Source organism: Sphingobium limneticum, assembly GCF_008710155.1.
GTDB classification, from domain to species: Bacteria; Pseudomonadota; Alphaproteobacteria; order Sphingomonadales; family Sphingomonadaceae; genus Sphingobium; species Sphingobium limneticum.
In genome coordinates this window covers 60564-78611 of sequence record NZ_VYPZ01000002.1, presented here as the reverse complement: position 1 = coordinate 78611, position 18048 = coordinate 60564, and the positions used below count along the sequence as shown (strand labels likewise).

At 64.2% G+C, this 18048-nt stretch carries 15 protein-coding genes; 9 read left to right on the top strand and 6 right to left on the bottom strand.

Annotated elements, in window-relative coordinates; translation table 11 throughout:
• Positions 1 to 187: 187 nt before the first annotated feature.
• The 8 genes from F4U94_RS02805 (at position 188) to F4U94_RS02770 (ending at position 10390) form a co-directional block, all read left to right on the top strand.
• On the top strand, positions 188 to 820 hold the full coding sequence (locus F4U94_RS02805) for a protein-L-isoaspartate O-methyltransferase family protein (RefSeq protein WP_120249297.1): 633 nt from the start codon (positions 188 to 190) through the stop codon (positions 818 to 820).
• A 20-nt stretch (positions 821 to 840) separates the two neighbouring features.
• Positions 841 to 2343: a TolC family outer membrane protein gene (locus F4U94_RS02800; protein WP_120249298.1), complete on the top strand. Its 1503-nt coding sequence runs from the start codon at positions 841 to 843 to the stop codon at positions 2341 to 2343.
• Positions 2344 to 2413: 70 nt separating this feature from the next.
• Positions 2414 to 2902: a DUF2497 domain-containing protein gene (locus F4U94_RS02795; protein ID WP_120249299.1), complete on the top strand. Its 489-nt coding sequence runs from the start codon at positions 2414 to 2416 to the stop codon at positions 2900 to 2902.
• Between the two features lie 110 nt (positions 2903 to 3012).
• Entirely contained in the window at positions 3013 to 5055 is a 2043-nt protein-coding gene (locus tag F4U94_RS02790) for an alpha/beta hydrolase family protein (RefSeq protein WP_120249300.1), read from the top strand.
• A 38-nt stretch (positions 5056 to 5093) separates the two neighbouring features.
• Positions 5094 to 5309: a hypothetical protein gene (locus tag F4U94_RS02785; RefSeq protein WP_120249301.1), complete on the top strand. Its 216-nt coding sequence runs from the start codon at positions 5094 to 5096 to the stop codon at positions 5307 to 5309.
• Positions 5306 to 5902 carry an ATPase gene (locus F4U94_RS02780; protein WP_120249302.1) on the top strand — a complete coding sequence of 199 codons (597 nt, stop codon included), beginning with the start codon at positions 5306 to 5308 and terminating at the stop codon, positions 5900 to 5902. The genes F4U94_RS02785 and F4U94_RS02780 overlap by 4 nt, the downstream gene beginning before the upstream one ends.
• Before the next feature lie 47 nt (positions 5903 to 5949).
• Positions 5950 to 8772 (top strand): valine--tRNA ligase, encoded by a 2823-nt coding sequence (locus F4U94_RS02775; RefSeq protein WP_120249303.1) that lies wholly within the window; start codon positions 5950 to 5952, stop codon positions 8770 to 8772.
• 166 nt (positions 8773 to 8938) lie between these two features.
• Complete coding sequence (locus F4U94_RS02770) at positions 8939 to 10390, top strand: MATE family efflux transporter (protein WP_120249304.1); 1452 nt, start codon at positions 8939 to 8941, stop codon at positions 10388 to 10390.
• A gap of 22 nt (positions 10391 to 10412) precedes the next feature.
• Here the strand turns inward: F4U94_RS02770 and F4U94_RS02765 are convergent, their stop codons facing one another.
• On the bottom strand, positions 10413 to 12071 hold the full coding sequence (locus tag F4U94_RS02765; RefSeq protein WP_197716415.1) for an ATP-binding protein: 1659 nt from the start codon (positions 12069 to 12071) through the stop codon (positions 10413 to 10415).
• A gap of 236 nt (positions 12072 to 12307) precedes the next feature.
• Here F4U94_RS02765 and F4U94_RS02760 point away from each other — a divergent pair, with 236 nt between their 5' ends.
• Positions 12308 to 13423: an acyltransferase family protein gene (locus F4U94_RS02760; RefSeq protein ID WP_232016131.1), complete on the top strand. Its 1116-nt coding sequence runs from the start codon at positions 12308 to 12310 to the stop codon at positions 13421 to 13423.
• Here F4U94_RS02760 and F4U94_RS02755 read toward each other — a convergent pair.
• The 5 genes from F4U94_RS02755 to F4U94_RS02735 all read right to left on the bottom strand — a co-directional run bounded on the left by F4U94_RS02755 (position 13393) and on the right by F4U94_RS02735 (position 18048).
• Complete coding sequence (locus F4U94_RS02755) at positions 13393 to 14397, bottom strand: LLM class flavin-dependent oxidoreductase (RefSeq protein ID WP_120249307.1); 1005 nt, start codon at positions 14395 to 14397, stop codon at positions 13393 to 13395. The two genes, F4U94_RS02760 and F4U94_RS02755, sit on opposite strands and share 31 nt — an antisense overlap.
• Positions 14398 to 14440: 43 nt before the next feature.
• Positions 14441 to 14878 carry an Hpt domain-containing protein gene (locus tag F4U94_RS02750; protein ID WP_120249308.1) on the bottom strand — a complete coding sequence of 146 codons (438 nt, stop codon included), beginning with the start codon at positions 14876 to 14878 and terminating at the stop codon, positions 14441 to 14443.
• A gap of 95 nt (positions 14879 to 14973) precedes the next feature.
• Positions 14974 to 15186 (bottom strand): sulfurtransferase TusA family protein, encoded by a 213-nt coding sequence (locus tag F4U94_RS02745; protein WP_120249309.1) that lies wholly within the window; start codon positions 15184 to 15186, stop codon positions 14974 to 14976.
• 4 nt (positions 15187 to 15190) lie between these two features.
• On the bottom strand, positions 15191 to 16558 hold the full coding sequence (gene der, locus F4U94_RS02740; RefSeq protein ID WP_120249310.1) for a ribosome biogenesis GTPase Der: 1368 nt from the start codon (positions 16556 to 16558) through the stop codon (positions 15191 to 15193).
• Between the two features lie 152 nt (positions 16559 to 16710).
• Positions 16711 to 18048: an outer membrane protein assembly factor BamB family protein gene (locus tag F4U94_RS02735; protein ID WP_232015798.1), complete on the bottom strand. Its 1338-nt coding sequence runs from the start codon at positions 18046 to 18048 to the stop codon at positions 16711 to 16713.

Sequence of the window (18048 nt, the reverse complement as noted above, 5' to 3'; positions counted from 1 at the left end):
CGCAGATGTGCGGCTTTGGACGCAAAGTCAAGCCGCCACTGTCGTCATAGCGTCAAGAATCTTGGGTCATGCCGCGCAAAGCCGCTTGGCGCGGGGCGCATGCTGATTTAGAGGTCCGATGACATGCTTAGTGTATTGCATTGCCAATACAGTTGTGCCAAGCCCACTGGATCAAGCGAGAACTATCGTGACCGAGCAGAATTATTCTTCGATGCGAACCGCCATGGTCGAGAGCCAGTTGCGCACCAGCGACGTTGATGATCAGCGCGTGATCGCCGCGATGGCCAAGGTGCCGCGCGAAGCCTATGTGCCCGCAGAACGCCGGTCCATGGCCTATGTCGATCGGCCGATCCCGCTGGCGGGCGGCCGTGCGCTCAACCCGCCGCTGGTCACCGGCCGCCTGCTGACCGAGGCGCAGATCGCGCCGGGCGACAAGGTGCTGCTGATCGGCGCCGCCACCGGCTATGCCGCCGCTTTGCTGGTGGACATGGGCGCGGTGGTGACGGCGGTCGAGGAAGAGGGCGTTCTGGAGATCGCGGTGCCCGGCATCACCGTCGTACGCGGCGCGTTGAATGCAGGCGCGGCCGATGGCGCGCCCTATGACGTGCTTTTCATCGACGGCGCGGTGGAGGAAGTCCCCGCAACGCTCGTTCAGCAACTTGCCGAGGACGCCCGCGTGGTGACGGGCGTCGCGGATCGCGGCGTCACGCGCCTGAGCAGCGGCCGGGTGGTTGCTGGGGCGCTGGGCCTCAACAGCCTGGTCGATATCGAAATGGTGGTGTTGCCGGGGTTCGGCGCACCGAAGGCTTTTGTGTTCTGAAATATGATGGGCGGGGATAGATGACGGCGAAGCGCATATTGTATCGGCATCATGCCGCAGCCGCTTTGCTGTTGCTGTCCTCCGCCCTTTCCGGCCCCTTGGCGGGTGCGGCGCAGGCCGAGACGCTTCAGGGCGCGCTGGCCAAGGCCTATACGTCCAACCCGACGCTGACCGGCGCGCGTGCCGGCCAGCGGGCGACGGACGAGAATGTGCCGATCCAGAAGGCCGCCGGCCGCCCCAATGCGGACGTGACCGGCAGCTTTTCCGAAAGCGTATTGAAGCCCACGATCAGCTTCACATCGCCGCAGCGCACGGTGAATGCGCAGGCCAGCCTGAACGTGCCCATCTATTCCGGCGGCGCGGTGCGCAACGGCGTGAAGGCGGCCAAGGTCCGGGTCGAAGCAGGCCAAGCCAATCTTCGCGGGACCGAGGCCAGCATCTTTTCGCAGGTGGTCGCGGCCTATATGGACGTGCTGCGCGACAATGCGGTGCTGTCGCTCAACCAGTCCAATGTGAAGGCGCTGGAGGTCAATCTTCAGGCGACCAACGACCGGTTCGAGGTCGGCGACGTGACGCGCACCGACGTGGCGCAGTCGCAGTCGCGCCTGGCGATCGCCCGGTCGGACCTTCAGACGGCCGAAGCCAATCTGGTGTCGAGTCGCGAAAATTATCTGGCGCTGGTGGGTGAGGCGGCCGGCACGCTGGATGCGCCGCCCGCACTGCCGGGTCTGCCTGCCACGCCGCAGATCGCGGTGCAGGTCGCGCTCAACGACAATCCCGACATATTGGCGGCCAAGCAGAGCCGGATCGCGGCGGGCTATGATGTGAAGGTGGCGCGGGCAGGCCGCCTGCCGACCGTCACCGGCTTCACCCAGGCGGGCTATACCAATTATCTCCATACGCTGGGCGGCACCGCGCAGGATGCGCAGGGCAATGCGGTCGAAGGGCCGCAGATCAACAAGCAGGCCGCCGCCGGCGTGCAGCTCAGCATCCCGCTCTATCAGGGCGGCCGGCCCGCCGCGCAGGTGCGCCAGAATCAGGCGCTCGAATCGCAGGCGATCGAGCGTGAGATCGAGGTGGAGCGCAGCGTCATTTCCCAGACGCGTGCCGCCTATGCCAGCTGGCAGGCGTCGTTGGAGAGCATCGTATCGAATCAGAAGGCGGTGGAAGCCGCGGATCTGTCCTTGGAAGGCGTGCGCGCGGAAAATAGCGTGGGCAGCCGCACCATCCTCGATATCCTGAATGCCGAGCAGGAAGCGCTCAATGCCAAGGTGTTGCTGGTGACGGCGCAGCGCAACGCCTATGTCGCGGGTTTCAGTGTTTTGGCGGCCATGGGCCATGCCGAAGCAGGCGATCTGGGCCTGGATAGCGGCACGCTCTATGACCCGATGGTCAATTATGAGCGGGTGAAGGGCAAGTGGCTGGACTGGGGTTTCGACGGCAAGCCCGCGCCGGTCGCCACGCGGACCGTTGACACGCCTGCGCAAAACGCCAATGTCGCACCGGGCACAAAGCAGCCTTAACCGCTTGTTAACCCGGCTGGGTAATTTTAACGGTTAAGGATGCGCAATGCGGGTTGGACGGGGACTATCCATGGGTGACATGACCAAGGAACCCTCGATGGAAGAGATACTCTCCTCCATCAAGCGGATCATCGCCGAAGAGGGCGAGGAAGCGGTTCAGGCCGCGCCCCGCCGTATGCGGGCCGAAGCGAAGGCCGCGCCCGCGCCGGTGGAGCCGGTCCATATCGAACCCGTCGTCGAAGAAGTATTGGAACTGACCGACGAAATTGCGGAGGAGGAAGCCGTGCCCGCCCTCAAAGCCACGCCCAAGACCGCACCCGTCGCCGAGACGGATACCGACGATTCGATCCTGTCGGTGGAGAGCGAAGTCGCCGCGCGCCATTCGCTGTCTGCGCTGTCCTCCATGCTGGTCACGCCCAAGGATGGCGGCGACAATACGCTGGAAGGGCTGGTGCGCGCGATGCTCAAGCCCATGTTGAAGGAATGGCTCGATACGCGCCTGCCTTCGATGGTCGAAGAGATGGTGGCGAAGGAAATCGCGCGCATCACCGGGCGCTGATTCGCGTTCTTGCGGTCGCTTTCGCGGCGGCCTAGACCCTTGGCATCCTGACGGCGCCGATCGCGCGCCGCCTGCACGATGTTGGACTGTTCGATCCAGGGGTGATTTTCATGAAGAGATTTTTGCTCGCAGCCGTCGGCGCGATGGCTCTGGCCGCCGCGCCCGCACTGGCGCGTCCGTTCACGCCCGCCGACATGGTGGGGCTGGACCGTATCGGCGCGCCTGCGGTGTCGCCGGATGGCAAATGGATGGCCTATCAGTTGCGCAGCACCGATCTTGCAGCGAACAAGGGGCGGACGGACCTCTATCTGCTGGACATCGGCAAGGTCGGGCAGGCACCCAGGCTGATCGCGTCGAAGCCCGACAAGAATGAGGCGTCGCCGGTTTTTTCGTCCGATGGATCGGCGCTCTATTTTCAGTCCAACGCCAGCGGCGACGACCAGTTGTGGCGCGTGGCGCTGAGTGGTGGCGAGCCGGTGCAGATCAGCAAGGCGCCGGGCGGTATCAGCGGTTTCCTGCTCAGCCCCGATGGCAGCAAGGTCGCGTTGTGGGCCGATCGGCCGGTGGGCGCGAAGACGATCGACGATGTGAAGGCGGACGCGCCCAAGGATGCGGGGTCGGGCCGTGTCTACGACCAGTTGTTCGTGCGCCATTGGGATACATGGGCGGACGGCCAGCGATCGCAGATCTTCGTCATGCCGGTCGCCGGCGGCCCCGCCGTGTCGGTCATGGGCGCACTGGTCGGCGATAGTCCGTCAAAGCCCTTTGGTGGCGCGGAGGAAGTCGCGTGGAGCAAGGATGGCAAGACGCTGTTCTTTGCGTTGCGGGAGGCGGGGCGAATCGAACCGCTGTCGACCAATCTCGACATCTTCTCCGTGGTTGCCGATGGCAGCGCGGCGCCGGTCAACCTGACGCAAGCCAATGATGCGACCGATACGCTGCCGACCGTGTCTCCGGACGGCAAATGGCTGGCCTATGTCGCGATGAAGCGGCCCGGCTATGAAGCGGACCGGCAGGTGCTGATGCTGCGCAACATCGCGACTGGCGCGACGAAGGCGCTGACGGAAGGATGGGACCGGTCGGTGGCGTCGATCGCCTGGGAAGCCAATGGCAAGGGGCTGCTGGTCACGGCCAATGACGTGCTCGACAATCCGGTGTTCCGGGTCGATGCCGCGTCGGGCAAGCTGGTGCGCCTGACGCAGAAGGGGCATGCGGGGAGCGTCGTGCCCTTGCCGCAGGGCGGCTTCGTCTATGCGATGGACAGCATCCAGTCGCCCGCCGATTTCTGGAAGATGCCGGCTAAAGGAAAGCCGGTCCGCCTGACCGATGTGAACGCGGCCAAGCTGGCCGGGGTGGATGACGTGTCGGTGGAGCGGTTCAGCTTCAAGGGCGCCAATGGCGACACGGTGTGGGGGCAGATCGTCAAGCCGCTCAACCCGTCCGCCAGCGGCACGGTGAACAAGCGGCCGGTCGCCTTCCTGGTGCATGGCGGGCCGCAGGGCAGTTTTAACGACAGCTGGTCCTATCGCTGGAATCCCAAGGCGTTCGCGGCGCATGGCTATGCGGCTGTGATCGTCGATTTCCATGGCAGCACGGGATATGGTCAGGCCTTCACCGACGCCATCAACAAGGATTGGGGCGGCAAGCCGCTCGAAGACCTGAAGCTGGGGCTGGCGGCGGCTGCGGCCAAGGATGCCGAAGTCGACGCGGGCAATGCCTGCGCGCTGGGCGCCAGCTATGGCGGTTACATGATGAACTGGATCGAGGGGCTATGGGCCGACGGGTTCAAGTGCATCGTCCAGCATGACGGCGTCTTCGACGCGCGCGCCATGGCGTATGAAACCGAGGAATTGTGGTTCGATGAATGGGAGCATGGCGGCCCCTATTATGAGAAGCCCGAAGAGTTCGAGAAATGGAACCCGGTCAATCATGTCGCGGCGTGGAAGACGCCGATGCTGGTGGTGACGGGCGAGAAGGATTTCCGCATTCCTTATACGCAGGGGCTGGCCGCCTTCACCGCGCTCCAGCGGCGCGACATAGCATCGAAGCTGCTGGTGTTTCCGGACGAGAATCATTGGGTGCTGAAGCCGAAAAACTCGCTGCAATGGTATGGCGAGGCGCTGGGCTGGCTGGACAAGTGGACGGGGAAATGACCCTTTGAGCAGATCGCCCGGCCTGCTATATTGACCCCATGGCAAAGATGAAGGTCGATATCGTCGATGGTCCCATCGACCTCGGCAAGCCGGGCAAGCCGAAATACCGCACCGTCCACAAGGACGGGAAGGTCGTGAAGCTGCGCGTGGTCGATGCCGACAGTCCCAATTTCGGCGCGGAGTTTCTGGCCTCGTTCAAGGCGAGTGTGCGCAAGGCGCGGGAAGAGAATCGCGCGATCAAGGCGAAGGATTGAGCGGGAAGGGCCATGCCCGCCCGCGCCTGTGGATCGTGGCGGGGCCGAACGGCTGCGGCAAAAGTTCCGCTTATGGGCGCAGCGATGTGGCCGAATTCGATGGGTCCGTGTGGATCATCAATCCCGATCTGCTGACGGTACGCCTGCGCGATGGCGAAAACCTGGATCAGGAAGCGGCCAATCTGGCGGCGGTGCAGCGGATCGAGGCATGGCTCGATGCCTCCATCGATGTGCATCAGACGATCGGCGTCGAAACCGTCCTTTCCAGTCCCAAATATCGCCGGCTGGTGGAGAAGGCCCAGTGCAAGGACTTCGAGATTCTGCTGATCTATGTCTATCTGGATTCGGTCGAGCGGCAGTTGGAACGGATCGCCTATCGCGTGGCCAAGGGTGGCCATGATGTGCCGCCGGACAAGGTGGCGGCGCGCCGGGCGCGGTCTTTCGCGCAACTGCGCTGGTTCTTCGACCGGGCGGACAGGGCCTGGATTTTCGACAATAGCCTGTCCGAACCGCAACTGGTGGCGCGCAAGGGCGATGGCGGCATCACCATCCGGTCGGGATTGCCGCAGGAGGTCATGGTTAGCCTGATCTGACGCGTTGCCTCTCTTGCGTGTCGCGCCCCAGCCGTTAAAGCGCAACCATGACCGAACTGCCCAAAACCTTCGACCCCGCCGATATCGAATCCCGCTGGTACGCCCATTGGGAGGCGAACGGCCTGTTCCGTCCCGAACGACCGGACGCGGTGCCCTTCACCATCGTGAACCCGCCGCCCAACGTTACGGGCAGCCTGCATATCGGCCATGCGCTCGACAACACCTTGCAGGATATCGTGATCCGGTACGAGCGGCTGCGCGGCAAGGATGCGTTGTGGGTGGTCGGCACCGACCATGCGGGCATCGCGACGCAGATGGTGGTCGAGCGGCAGTTGAACGCCAAGCAGCAGAAGCGCACCGATTTCACCCGCGAACAATTTGTCGAGAAGGTCTGGGAATGGAAGTCCGAGAGCGGCGGCACCATTACCGGCCAGCTGCGGCGGCTGGGCTGCTCCATGGACTGGGCGAACGAGCGCTTCACCATGGACGAGGGCTTTTCGAAGGCGGTCGTGAAGACCTTCGTGGAACTGCACAAGCGGGGCCTGCTCTATCGCGACAAAAGGCTGGTGAACTGGGACCCGCATTTCCGCTCCGCAATCTCCGACCTTGAGGTCGAGACGGTGGAGACGAAAGGCGGCTTCTGGCGCTTCCGCTATCCGCTGGCCGATGGCGTCACTCTGGCGGACGGCAGCGACCATATCGTCGTCGCGACGACCCGGCCGGAAACGATGCTGGCCGACATGGCGATCGCCGTGCATCCCGACGACGAGCGCTACAAGGCCGTCATCGGCAAGGAGATTCTCCAGCCCATCACCGGCCGCCGGTTCAGGATCGTGGCCGACGAACATGCCGATCCGGCGCTGGGCACCGGCGCGGTCAAGATCACGCCGGGGCATGATTTCAACGATTTCGACGTGGGCAAGCGTGCGGGCTTCAAGGCTGGCGACATGCTGAACATGTTCGATGCCGACGCCAATGTCGTGCAGACCGCCGACGGGCTGATCCCCGATCGCTTCATCGGGCTGCACCGTTTCCGGCATGACGGGCTGGACGGCGCCCGCGAGGCCGTGGTGGCGGAGATGAAGGCGCTCGGCTTCCTCGTCCCCCATGTCACGAAGAACAAGGAAGGCGAGGACGTCGTCGCCGATTTCGAGCCGCGCACGATCCAGACGCCGTTCGGCGACCGGTCCAACGTGGTCATCGAACCCTGGCTGACCGACCAATGGTATGTCGATGCCGAAAAGCTTGCGGTGGCGCCGATGCAGGCCGTGCGCGACGGCGCGATCGAGATCGTGCCCAAGACATGGGAAAAGACCTTCTTCAACTGGATGGAGAATATCCAGCCCTGGTGCGTGTCGCGCCAATTGTGGTGGGGGCATCAGATCCCGGCATGGTTTGGGCCTGCGCGTCTCGGAGAAGAGCCGGATGAACATTCCGTTCGCCCTGTTCCTTTCGTTGCTGAAGGCGAGCAAGATCTCCTGCAACAGTTGCGGGCATATTATGGTGAAACTGCGGATTTCGAAGTTTATGGCAGCACCGAAGATTTTCTTAAGCGTGGCTTAGAGACAGAAAATACGCTGAAGCTGGACATTGTTCGTGATGATGACGTCCTCGACACCTGGTTCTCCTCCGCGCTGTGGCCGTTCGGAACGCTGGGCTGGCCGGAGCAGAGCGAGAAGCTCTCTCGCCATTATCCCAATGATCTGCTGATTTCCGGCTTCGATATCCTGTTCTTCTGGGACGCGCGCATGGCGATGCAGGGGATGGAGTTCATGGGTGAGGCCCCGTGGAAGAAACTCTATCTCCACGGTCTGGTCCGCGCGGCCGACGGGCAGAAAATGTCCAAGTCCAAGGGCAATGTGGTCGATCCGCTGGGCCTGATCGACAAGTTCGGCGCGGATGCGCTGCGCTTCTTCATGGCGGCGATGGAAAGCCAGGGCCGCGACGTGAAGATGGATGAGAAGCGGGTCGAGGGGTACCGCAACTTCGCGACGAAGCTGTGGAACGCCGCGCGCTTCCTCCAGTCGAATGGCGTCACGGCCTCGACCAGTCATGAAGCGCCCCATGCCGCATTGCCGGTCAACCGCTGGATCATCGCGGAGACGGTCGCGACCGTGCAGGCGATTGACACGGCGATGGTCGAACTGCGCTTCGACGCGGCCGCCAACGCCATCTATCATTTCGTGTGGGACCAGTTTTGCGACTGGTATATCGAACTGACCAAGGGCGCGATGGACGAAGAGACGCGCGCCGTCGCGGGATGGGCGTTCGACCAGATTTTGGTGATGCTGCATCCCTTCATGCCGTTCATCACCGAAGAATTGTGGCACCTGACCGGCGAGCGGTCCAACGAGTTGATCGTGGCGCAGTGGCCGCAGGCGCTGGCCGCCGTGGATAGCGATGCGCAGGCGGAGATCGACTGGCTGATCCGGCTGGTGAGTGCGATCCGCACCGCGCGGACCGAACTCAACGTACCGCCCGGTGCGAAGCTGCCGATGGTGGTGCGCGACGGATCGGAAGAGACGCATCGCCGCCTCGATCGTCAGGGTGTGGCGCTGGCGCGGCTCGGCCGGGTCGAAAGCCTGACCTTTGGCGAACCGCCGGCGGGCGGCGCAGCGCAGATCGTGGTGGATGAGGCGACCTTCATCCTGCCGCTGGAAGGCGTGATCGACATCGCGGCAGAAAAGACCCGCCTTGCCAAGGCGTTGGCCGCGGCGGAGAAGGAGCGGGATGGTCTGGGCGGTCGCCTGTCCAACCCCAGCTTCGTCGAGAAGGCCAAGCCCGAAGCCGTTGCCAAGGCGCGTGAAGATCATGCCGAGAAGACCGCCGAAGCCGAGCGGCTGAAGGCGGCGCTGGAGCGACTGGGATAAGGTAAGCCCCTAACAGCCGGGCATAAAAGCTACTATCGTTCGTGCTGTGCTTGTCGAAGGTTGATCCACTCTTAGAAGAGAGAGGACGGCCCTTCGACAGGCTCAGGGCGAACGGAGGGAGAGAATGTCTCTCCCTTGGATCGGCCTGCGTGGAGGGAAACAGAACATGGCAGCGAGCAGACCGGGCAGCAAAGACCTGACGCAGGGGCCGATCGGCGCCACGCTGCTGATGTTCGCCATTCCCACGCTGGCGTCAAACATCCTCCAGTCGCTCAACGGATCGATCAACGCAATCTGGGTCGGGCGCTTTCTGGGCGCGCAGGCGCTGGCGGCTACCGCGAACGCCAATATCATCATGTTCCTGATGTTTTCGGTCGTGTTCGGCTTCGGCATGGCGTCGACCGTGGTGATCGCCCAGTCGGTCGGTGCGCGGGATATCGACGCGGCGCGGCGGGCGTTCGGATCGGCGGTGGGCTTCTGTTCGATCCTTGGGCTGGGCGTCGCGATTGCGGGCTGGATCGGGGCGCCGGCGCTGCTGCGCATGCTGGCGACGCCCGCAGAGGCCTATGATCTGGCGCTGGTCTATCTGCGCGTCATCTTCTTCGCGATGCCTGCGACCCTGCTGGTCGTGATGATCATGATGGGTCTGCGCGGCGCGGGCGATGCGCGCACGCCGTTGATCTTCATGATCGTGAGCGTCGCGATCGATCTGGTGCTGAACCCGGTGCTGATCCTGGGGCTGGGGCCGATCCCGGCCTATGGCATTGCCGGGTCTGCGGCGGCGACGGCGGCGGCTGGGATCATCAGCCTGATCGGGGTGGTCGCCTTCATCTATGCCAAGGATATGCCGTTGCGGCTGCGCGGCGCGGAATTGCGCTATCTGTGGCCGGCCGCCGACCAGCTGCGCATCCTGGTGGCCAAGGGGTTGCCGATGGGATTGCAGATGATCGTCATGTCCGCGTCAGGGCTGGTGATGATCGGCCTGGTCAATCGGGAGGGGCTGCTGGTGACGGCGGCCTATGGCGCGGCGCAGCAGATATGGACCTATTTGCAGATGCCGGCGATGGCGATGGGCGCGGCGGTCAGCGCGATGGCGGCGCAGAATGTCGGCGCCGGGCGATGGGACCGGATCGGCAAGATCGCCGACTATGGCATTTCCTATCTGCTGGCGATCACTGGCGCGATGATCGTCATCATCCTGCTGTTCCATGCGTCGTTGCTGTCCCTGTTCCTGGGGAGCAATCAGGCGGCGATCGACGCGGCCTGGAACATGCAGTTGCTGGCCAGCTGGAGCTTCATGATCTTTGGCGTTACCATGATATTGTTCGGGGTGATGCGCGCCAATGGGGTGGTCGTGGCGCCGCTGATCATCCTGACTTTCACGCTGTTCGGGGTGCGGCTGGGCTTTTACGAGCTGGGCTATCCGGTGCTGGGCGCGGACGCGCTGTGGCTCAGCTTCCCGGTGGGGTCGGGGGTGGCGCTGCTGCTGGCATGGGCGGTCTATGCGCGCGGCGGGTGGCGCAAGGCGCGCCTGATGGTGCCGGTCCATGAAGAGGAATGCCGCGAGGCGGTGAACAGCGAAGCGGAACCGGCCGGGCGGATCGCGCCGGTCGGTTGACGCCCCTGCCTAACGTCTCTTCCTAACGCCCCTGGTTGCGCCAGCGGGTGATGGTGCGTTCCAATATGTCGGCTTCGCTGCCGGACTGCCGCCACAATTCGGTGAAGCTCGGGTCGCCCGATGCGGGGCGGCGATGTTCTTCCAGATTGTCGAGCGCGACGCGGATCGGCACGGCGACGCCTTCGCCGCAGATGATCGCCTCCCGATTGCGCAACGCGGGGATCGAATCGAGGAAGCCGCGCGCGCCTTCGGGCATGGCGGCCTTCACGAAGGCCTGATCGCGATCGTTGTTGAGGCGCATGGAAATGATGGTGCCGCATTGCGACAACACGCCTTCGGCAAGGTCGGACGGGCGCTGGGTGATGAGGCCCAGCGATATGCCGTATTTACGGCCTTCCTTGGCGATCCTCTCCAATATCTTGCGCACGGCTTGACCGTTGCCGGTGGTGGTGTTGGGGATGTAGCGATGCGCCTCTTCGCAGACGAGGAGGATGGGCCGCTGCGGTTCGTCGCGCGCCCAGATGGCATAGTCGAAAACCAGCCGCGACAGCACCGACACGACGGTCGAGGTGATGTCGGACGGCATGGCCGACACGTCGATGATGGAAATAGGCTTGCCGTCGGAGGGCAGGCGGAAGATCTTCGCCAGGAAGGCCTGCATCGTGTCGGCGACCAGCATGCCCGAAAACATGAAGCTGTAGCGCGGGTCGGCCTTGATCTCGTCGATCTTGGTCTTCAGGCGCATATAGGGCAGCGAATTGGTGCCCTTGTCCAGCTTGCCCATTTCATTCTGCAAGATGGTGGTCAGGTCCGACAGCAGATAGGGGACGGGCGAATCGACAGTCAGGCGCCCGATGCTTTCGGCCAGGCGGTTCTTCATACGCGCCGCGAGCAGGCATTTGGCCAGAATGTCGCTGTCCACCGTGCGTTCGGAGCCGGAGGAGGTGACGAACACTTCGCAATGTTCCTCGAAATTCATCAGCCAATAGGGCAGGGCCAGGTTGCTGACGTCATAGACTGCGCCGTTGGTGGCGAAGGCCGCGCCATATTCGCCATGGGGGTCGATCATGACGATATGCCCCTGCGGCGACAGGTCGCAGATGCGGTGCAGGATCAGCGCCGCGCTGGTCGATTTACCCGTACCGGTGGAGCCGAGCAGCGCGAAATGCTTGCCCAGCATGGAGTCGACATAGAGGGCCGCGCGCGTATCCGTGGTGGGATAGACGGTGCCGATTTCCACATTGGCGCGGTCGTCGGCGGCATAGATCTGCTGCATGTCATGGCCGGACACCGGAAAAATGTCGGTGCCGGGCGTGGGATAGCGGGTGACGCCGCGCCGGAAGCGATAGATGCGACCGGTCAGCTTCTCCTCATCGCCTTCGCCCAGAAAGTCGATGTCGGCGACGATGCCCTTGCTCGCCTGATCCAGTGTCATGGCGCGGACGCTGGCGACCAGCCAGCTATTGCCGACGCGCATCTTCACCTGGCTGCCGACCTGGCCCGCCATGGCGATGCAGGGATCGGGATCCTGGCCCAGGATCGCCAGCGTCTGCGCGTCGATCAGCACTTTGGAGCTGGAGCCGGCGATCTGGAACACCATGCCCATCGATTGGACCGAGCCGGGATGTCCGTGCGTTGCGGCGGCAGGGGTGAAATGTTGTGCACCCGGCATATGGGTCATGAGCCTTCGTCGTCCCTTCGACCGGAAAGGCTTCCGGTTAACAGGCCGCTTCTAGGGAAAAGAGGTAAATATTGGCTTAGCTGCCTTGCTCGCCACGCTACCGGGCGCCCCGCCAGCATGAAGCGACAGGGTTAAGAGACGCCGAGCCGGGGTCCGATATGGACCAAATGCATGTTCGGGCAGGAACATGGGAGGAGGTTCGGGCATTGAGAAGGCGTAACAATCTGGATGGCCGCTTGCCCGATATCCCCAATCCTGATGGAGCGCGCCGCTCCGACGCGATCGCGATAGCCAGGGTCATCTGTATCCTGGGCGTCGTTTACGTGCATGCCTGGACGGGTATGAATGGAGAGGCGCTGCATGCGCTGCGGGGGACGGGCCAGGAAAATCTGCGCTGGTTGTTGATGGAATTGTTCGGGCGCAGCGCGGTGCCGCTGCTGGGCCTGATCTCCGGCTGGCTGGTGGCCAATAGCCGGCGCACCCGCGACTGGGGCGAACATGTCCGGCGCAAGGCGCGCACGATCCTGCTGCCCATGGCGCTGTGGAACATCATCGGTATCGTGCTGGTGTCCGGCGCGGCCTGGCAATTGGGGCTGGCCGCACCGGTGCCGCAGTCGGTGTGGTGGACGATCGACGAGATTTTCATCATTACCCGCAATCCCGACATCAATGTGCAGATGCCGTTCCTGCGCGACCTGTTCCTGTGCATGATGGCCGCGCCGCTGCTGGTACGCCTGCCCAACTGGTCGTTGCTGCTGATCGCGCTTGTTGCCGCCGGATGTCAGATTGCCGGTTTTGGCCCGCCTGTGCTGATGCGGGCATCGATCCTGGTCTTCTTCGCGCTCGGCATATTGGCGCAGCGTGGCGGCTGGGCGGAACGCGTGGCGGCGCGGCCGATGCTGTTGCTGGCCCTGCCATTTGCGTTGCTGATGGCGGGGCAGCTTTATGTGGCGGTTTCCACCACCGACGATGCCTGGCCCGCGGCGCAGCGGGCGCTGGATCTGACGTTGCGGATCGCGGCGGCTGTCGCCTTCTGGCGTCTTGCCTGGGGGCTGGCGGCCAGTCCTGCGCGCGCGGTGCTGCTGCGGATCGAGCCCTATGCCTTCTTCCTGTTCAGCGCGCACCTGATCCTGATCTGGCTGGGTGGGCCGGTGCTGGGCGGCGTGTTCGGGCGGATGGGTTCGCCCTTCTACCCCTTCTACCTCGTCGCGCAGCCGTTCATCATATTGGGCGTCGTGATGCTGATCGGCGGCGGGTTGCGCAGGGTTGCGCCGACCGCCGCCGGCATATTGAGTGGCGGCCGGCTAAAAAAGCCTGAACCTCAGACGGTTTCGCGGCTCGCCACCTGCTGAGCCGCCGCCATGGCGATGGCGAAGCTGTGCTTGCGTGCGGCCGGATCGAAAATCTGGCCGGTCAGGATCAGCTCGTCCGCCTGGGTACGACGGAGGAAGGCGGCGATGTCGCGTTCCACATCCGCCTGCGTCCCGATGCTGGAGACGCTGAGCACGTCGGACAGCATCGCCTGTGCCTGCATCGGCAGGCCTTCATAATATCCCGGCACAGGCGGTTGCAGCTTGCCCGGCTGACCGGTGCGCAATCGCACGAAAGCCTGCTGCATCGAACTGGCGAGCAGATGCGCTTCCGCCTGCGTATCGGCAGCGAAGACATTATAGCCGGCCATCACATAGGGATATTTGAGCTGAGCCGAGGGCCGGAAGTCGCGGCGGTAGATTTCGATCGCCTCGTCCAGCGCGGCCGGTGCGAAATGCGATGCGAAGGCGTAGGGCAGGCCGAGCGCGGCGGCGAGTTGCGCGCCATAGAGGCTGGAGCCGAGGATCCAGAGCGGTACGTCCGCGCCGGCGCCGGGCGTCGCCTGGATCGACAGGCGTTCGTCATTGGCGAAATAGGCCTGCAATTCCATCACGTCGCGCGGGAATTGGTCGGGGCCGCCGGACAGGTTGCGGCGGATCGCCTGCGACACGCGCTGGTCGGACCCCGGCGCGCGGCCGAGGCCCAGGTCGATACGGCCGGGGAAGAGCGCGTCGAGCGTGCCGAACTGCTCCGCGATCAGCAGGGGGGCATGATTGGGCAGCATGATGCCGCCCGCGCCGATGCGGATGGTCGATGTCGCCTGGCCGATATGGGCCAGCACGACCGCCGTGGCGGCGGAGGCGATGCCCGCCATGCCATGATGTTCGGCCACCCAGAGGCGATGATAGCCCAGCGCTTCGGCATGGATGGCAAGGTCCGCCGCATTGGCAAGCGCCGTGGCGACGCTATCGCCTTCGCGGACGGGGACGAGGTCGAGCAGGGAAAAACGGGTCATGCCCCCCATATGGGAGCATGAAGGGTTTTACTTCAAGACCTGATCAAACGGCCCGGCCGAATGTCGGCGTGGGGGCTTCGGTGCGGCGACCAAAGCCGGTGGGGCGGCGGGCGACCAGCGGATTGGCGTCGCGGTCCAGCAACGCCATGGTTTCGGAAAAGCAAGGGCGCAGCGCGACGACGACTTCAATCAGTTCATCCGGGCTTTCGTGCATTTCGACACAGCGGCGGGCCACCATCTCGATCTCTTCGGCCATGCTGCTCAGGCGATAGGCGCCGAACTGGGCCGATTCGCCCTTCAGCGTATGGGCAGGACGAATCAGCTCTACGGCGCTACGGGCGCGAAACGCATCTTCGACAGCGCTGATGGACTTGACGCCATCTTCGCGGAAATAGCCAAGGATGCGCAGAAAGGCGGTCCCCAACTCACCGCGGGTGCGCGAAAATTCGCTCCAGTTGACCAGTTCGGTATCTTGGGACACCCGTGCCGCTCCTTCATTCTAGCGAAGCAAACATAGACGCTGCCGGTAAATAGCAGGTTAAAACGGGCGACGATGCCGTCGGTCGTGCGGGATGTTCAGCCGGCCCGTTCTAGGGCGAAACGATGATCGCCGAGCGCGGAAAACTGCCATCCCTGCGCCTGTGCCAGGGCTTCCAGTTCGCGCGGGGCGACCGGGTCGTCCGCCTCTATCACGATGGCGCGCGCATCGCGCAGGGCACGGGCGGCGCGCAGGGCGGGCCAGGGACATTTCATGCCCCTGGCGTTCACGATCGTCGGATCGGAGGCCATGGCCCTATTTGGTCGCGTAGGGGTTTTTCTGGCTGCGCAGCGTCAGGCGTACGGGCACCGCACCGAAGCCCAGTTCCCGGCGGATGCCGTTCACCAGATAGCGGCGATAGCTTTCCGGCAAATCGTCGAGGCGCGTGCCGAACAGCACGAACGTCGGCGGGCGGGTCTTGTTCTGGGTGATGTAGCGCAGCTTGATCCGCTTGCCGCCCGGCGCCGGCGGCGGATTGGCCTCCAGCGCGGTTTCGAACCAGCGGTTGAGGATGCCGGTCGATACGCGCTGCGACCAGGCGGTCCGCGTTTCGAAGGCGACATGGATCAGGTCGTCCAGACCCTTTCCGGTGGACCCGGAAATGGTCATGATCGGCACGCCGCGTACCTGCGCCAATCCTTCGTCCAGCGCCTTCTTGATCCCCTGGTAGAGCGCCGAACCATGTTCGACCGTATCCCATTTGTTGAGCGCGACGACCAGGGCGCGGCCTTCCTCCAGCACGCGGTCGGCGATGCGCAGATCCTGCGCCTCCAGCCCGCGGGTGGAATCGATCATCAGCACCACGACTTCGGCGAAGTTCACCGCGTTGATGCCGTCCGATACCGCCAGCTTTTCCAGCTTTTCCTGTACCTTCGCACGCTTGCGCATGCCCGCCGTGTCGATCAGGCGGACGGGGCGTTCCTGCCCTTCACGGCTGGTCCACATCCAGTCGACGGCGATGCTGTCGCGGGTGATGCCGGCTTCCGGCCCGGTCAGCAGGCGGTTTTCGCCCAGCAGCCGGTTGATGAGCGTGGACTTGCCCGCATTGGGGCGGCCGACGATGGCGAGCTTGAGCGGTGCGCCTTCCTCATCCTCGTAAAAATCCTTCTCTTCGGCCTGAAATTCTTCGCGGTCGAGATGGGGCAGAAGCGCCTGGAACAGGTCGGCCAGACCCTGGCCATGTTCGGCGGAAAAGGGAATGGGTTCGCCCAGCCCCAGGCTGAAGGATTCCATGACGCCGTCGTCGGCGGCCTTGCCCTCGGCCTTGTTCGCCAACAGGATGACGGGCGCGTCATTGGCGCGCAGCCAGCGGGCGATTTCCTCGTCCAGCGGGGTGATGCCCGCGCGGGCGTCGATCACGAACAGCGCGACGTCGCAATCCTCGACGGCGGCTTCGGTCTGCATCCGCATCCGGCCGGGCAGGGAGTTGGCATCCTCATCCTCATAGCCGGCGGTGTCGACGATGGTGAAGTCGAGGCCGAGCAGGCTTGCCTCCCCCTCACGCCGGTCGCGGGTCACGCCGGGCTGGTCGTCGACCAGCGCCAGCTTCTTGCCGACCAGGCGGTTGAAGAGGGTGGACTTGCCCACATTGGGACGTCCGACGATAGCTACCGTGGGCAGCATGCCCGTATTCCTTCCGATTCAAAACATCGTGCACCTGCCTGGGCAGGCATCACTTCAAAAACGCAATGCTCCTGCGAAGGCAGGAGTCCAGTCCAAAGGCAGGATCTGGACACCTGCCTTCGCAGGAGCACGCTGTAGCATGAATGGCGGCGTTAACGGAACGCCGTCAATTTTCCGTCATCGGCCAGCACATATAGCATGTTGTTGGCGACGATGGGGGACAGCGACATGGACTTGCCCATATCGACGGTCGACTGGACGGAGCCGGTCGTCGGATCGACATAGACCATTTCGCCGCGCGTCGACACGACGATCAGGCGGCCGCCGGCCAGGATCGGGCCGGTCCAGCGGATCGCCTTGTCCTTCTTCTTTTCCTTTTGCCAGCGGCGCAGCTGGCTGACCCAGCGGATCTTGCCGGTGGCGCGCGCGACGCACAGCAGACGCGCATCGCTCGTCACGGCAAACACCCATTCGCCGACCACGGCAGGCGTCGAAATGCCGGCGATGTTGATTTCCCACAGGCGCTGGCCGCTGGTCAGTTCGTAGCTGGCCATGCGACCGCCCTGACCGATGGCGAACACCCGGCCACGGTCGATCACGGGATCGGCGTCGATATCCGTCAGCGAGGCGACGGCGGTGGAGATGCTGGTGCGCGACAGCGCATCGCCCCACAATGTTCGGCCATTTTCATAGCGATAGGCGTTGATTTCACCCGAGCTGTAGCCTGCGATCACCGTGCCCTGCGCCGCGGCCGGCGCTGCCACGCCGAAGATGCCGGTCACCTGCAACGTACCGCTGTCGGTCCATTGGGTTTCGCCATCGCTCTGGTTCAGGGCGAAAATCTGGTTGTCCTGCCCCATCACATAGACATGGCCGTTTTCCAGCGTCGGTGCGCCGCGCAGCGGGCCGCCCGGATGCTTCTTCCAGACGATCGCGCCATCGGCGACGTTGAGCGAGAATACGTCGCCCAGGCCCGTGCTGGCGAACACCTTGTCGCCCAATATGCTGACGCCGCCGCCGAACAGCGCGCGGCCATTGCCCTTGCCCTCCGATGGCAGGTTGGTCTGCCACAGCTTCGAGCCGCTGGCCGCGTCGAACGCGATGACATGGGCGCCGGCGTCGGTGACGAACAGCTTGCCGCCGGACACGACCGGCGACGCGGCGAGGCGCGCCTGGGGCGAACTGCCCTCGATCTTGCTGCTCCACACCTGGCTGGGCGAACCGCCCAGCGAGACATGGCCCATCGTCTTGGACGGATCGCCGCCCGGCTGCGCCCAGGCATCGTTGACATAGGGGGCGGGCAGGGTGACCGGCACATCGGCCAGGCTCGGCTCCACCTCGACACCCTGTTCGTTGCTCAGGATCGAGACGCGATTGCCGACCACGGGGGTCTTGGGGCCGCCCTTCTTGCCGCCGACGACGCCGCAGCCCGCCAGCAGCGCGACCATGGCGGCCATCGTTACCAGCCGGCCCATCTTCATGCTTGCCAT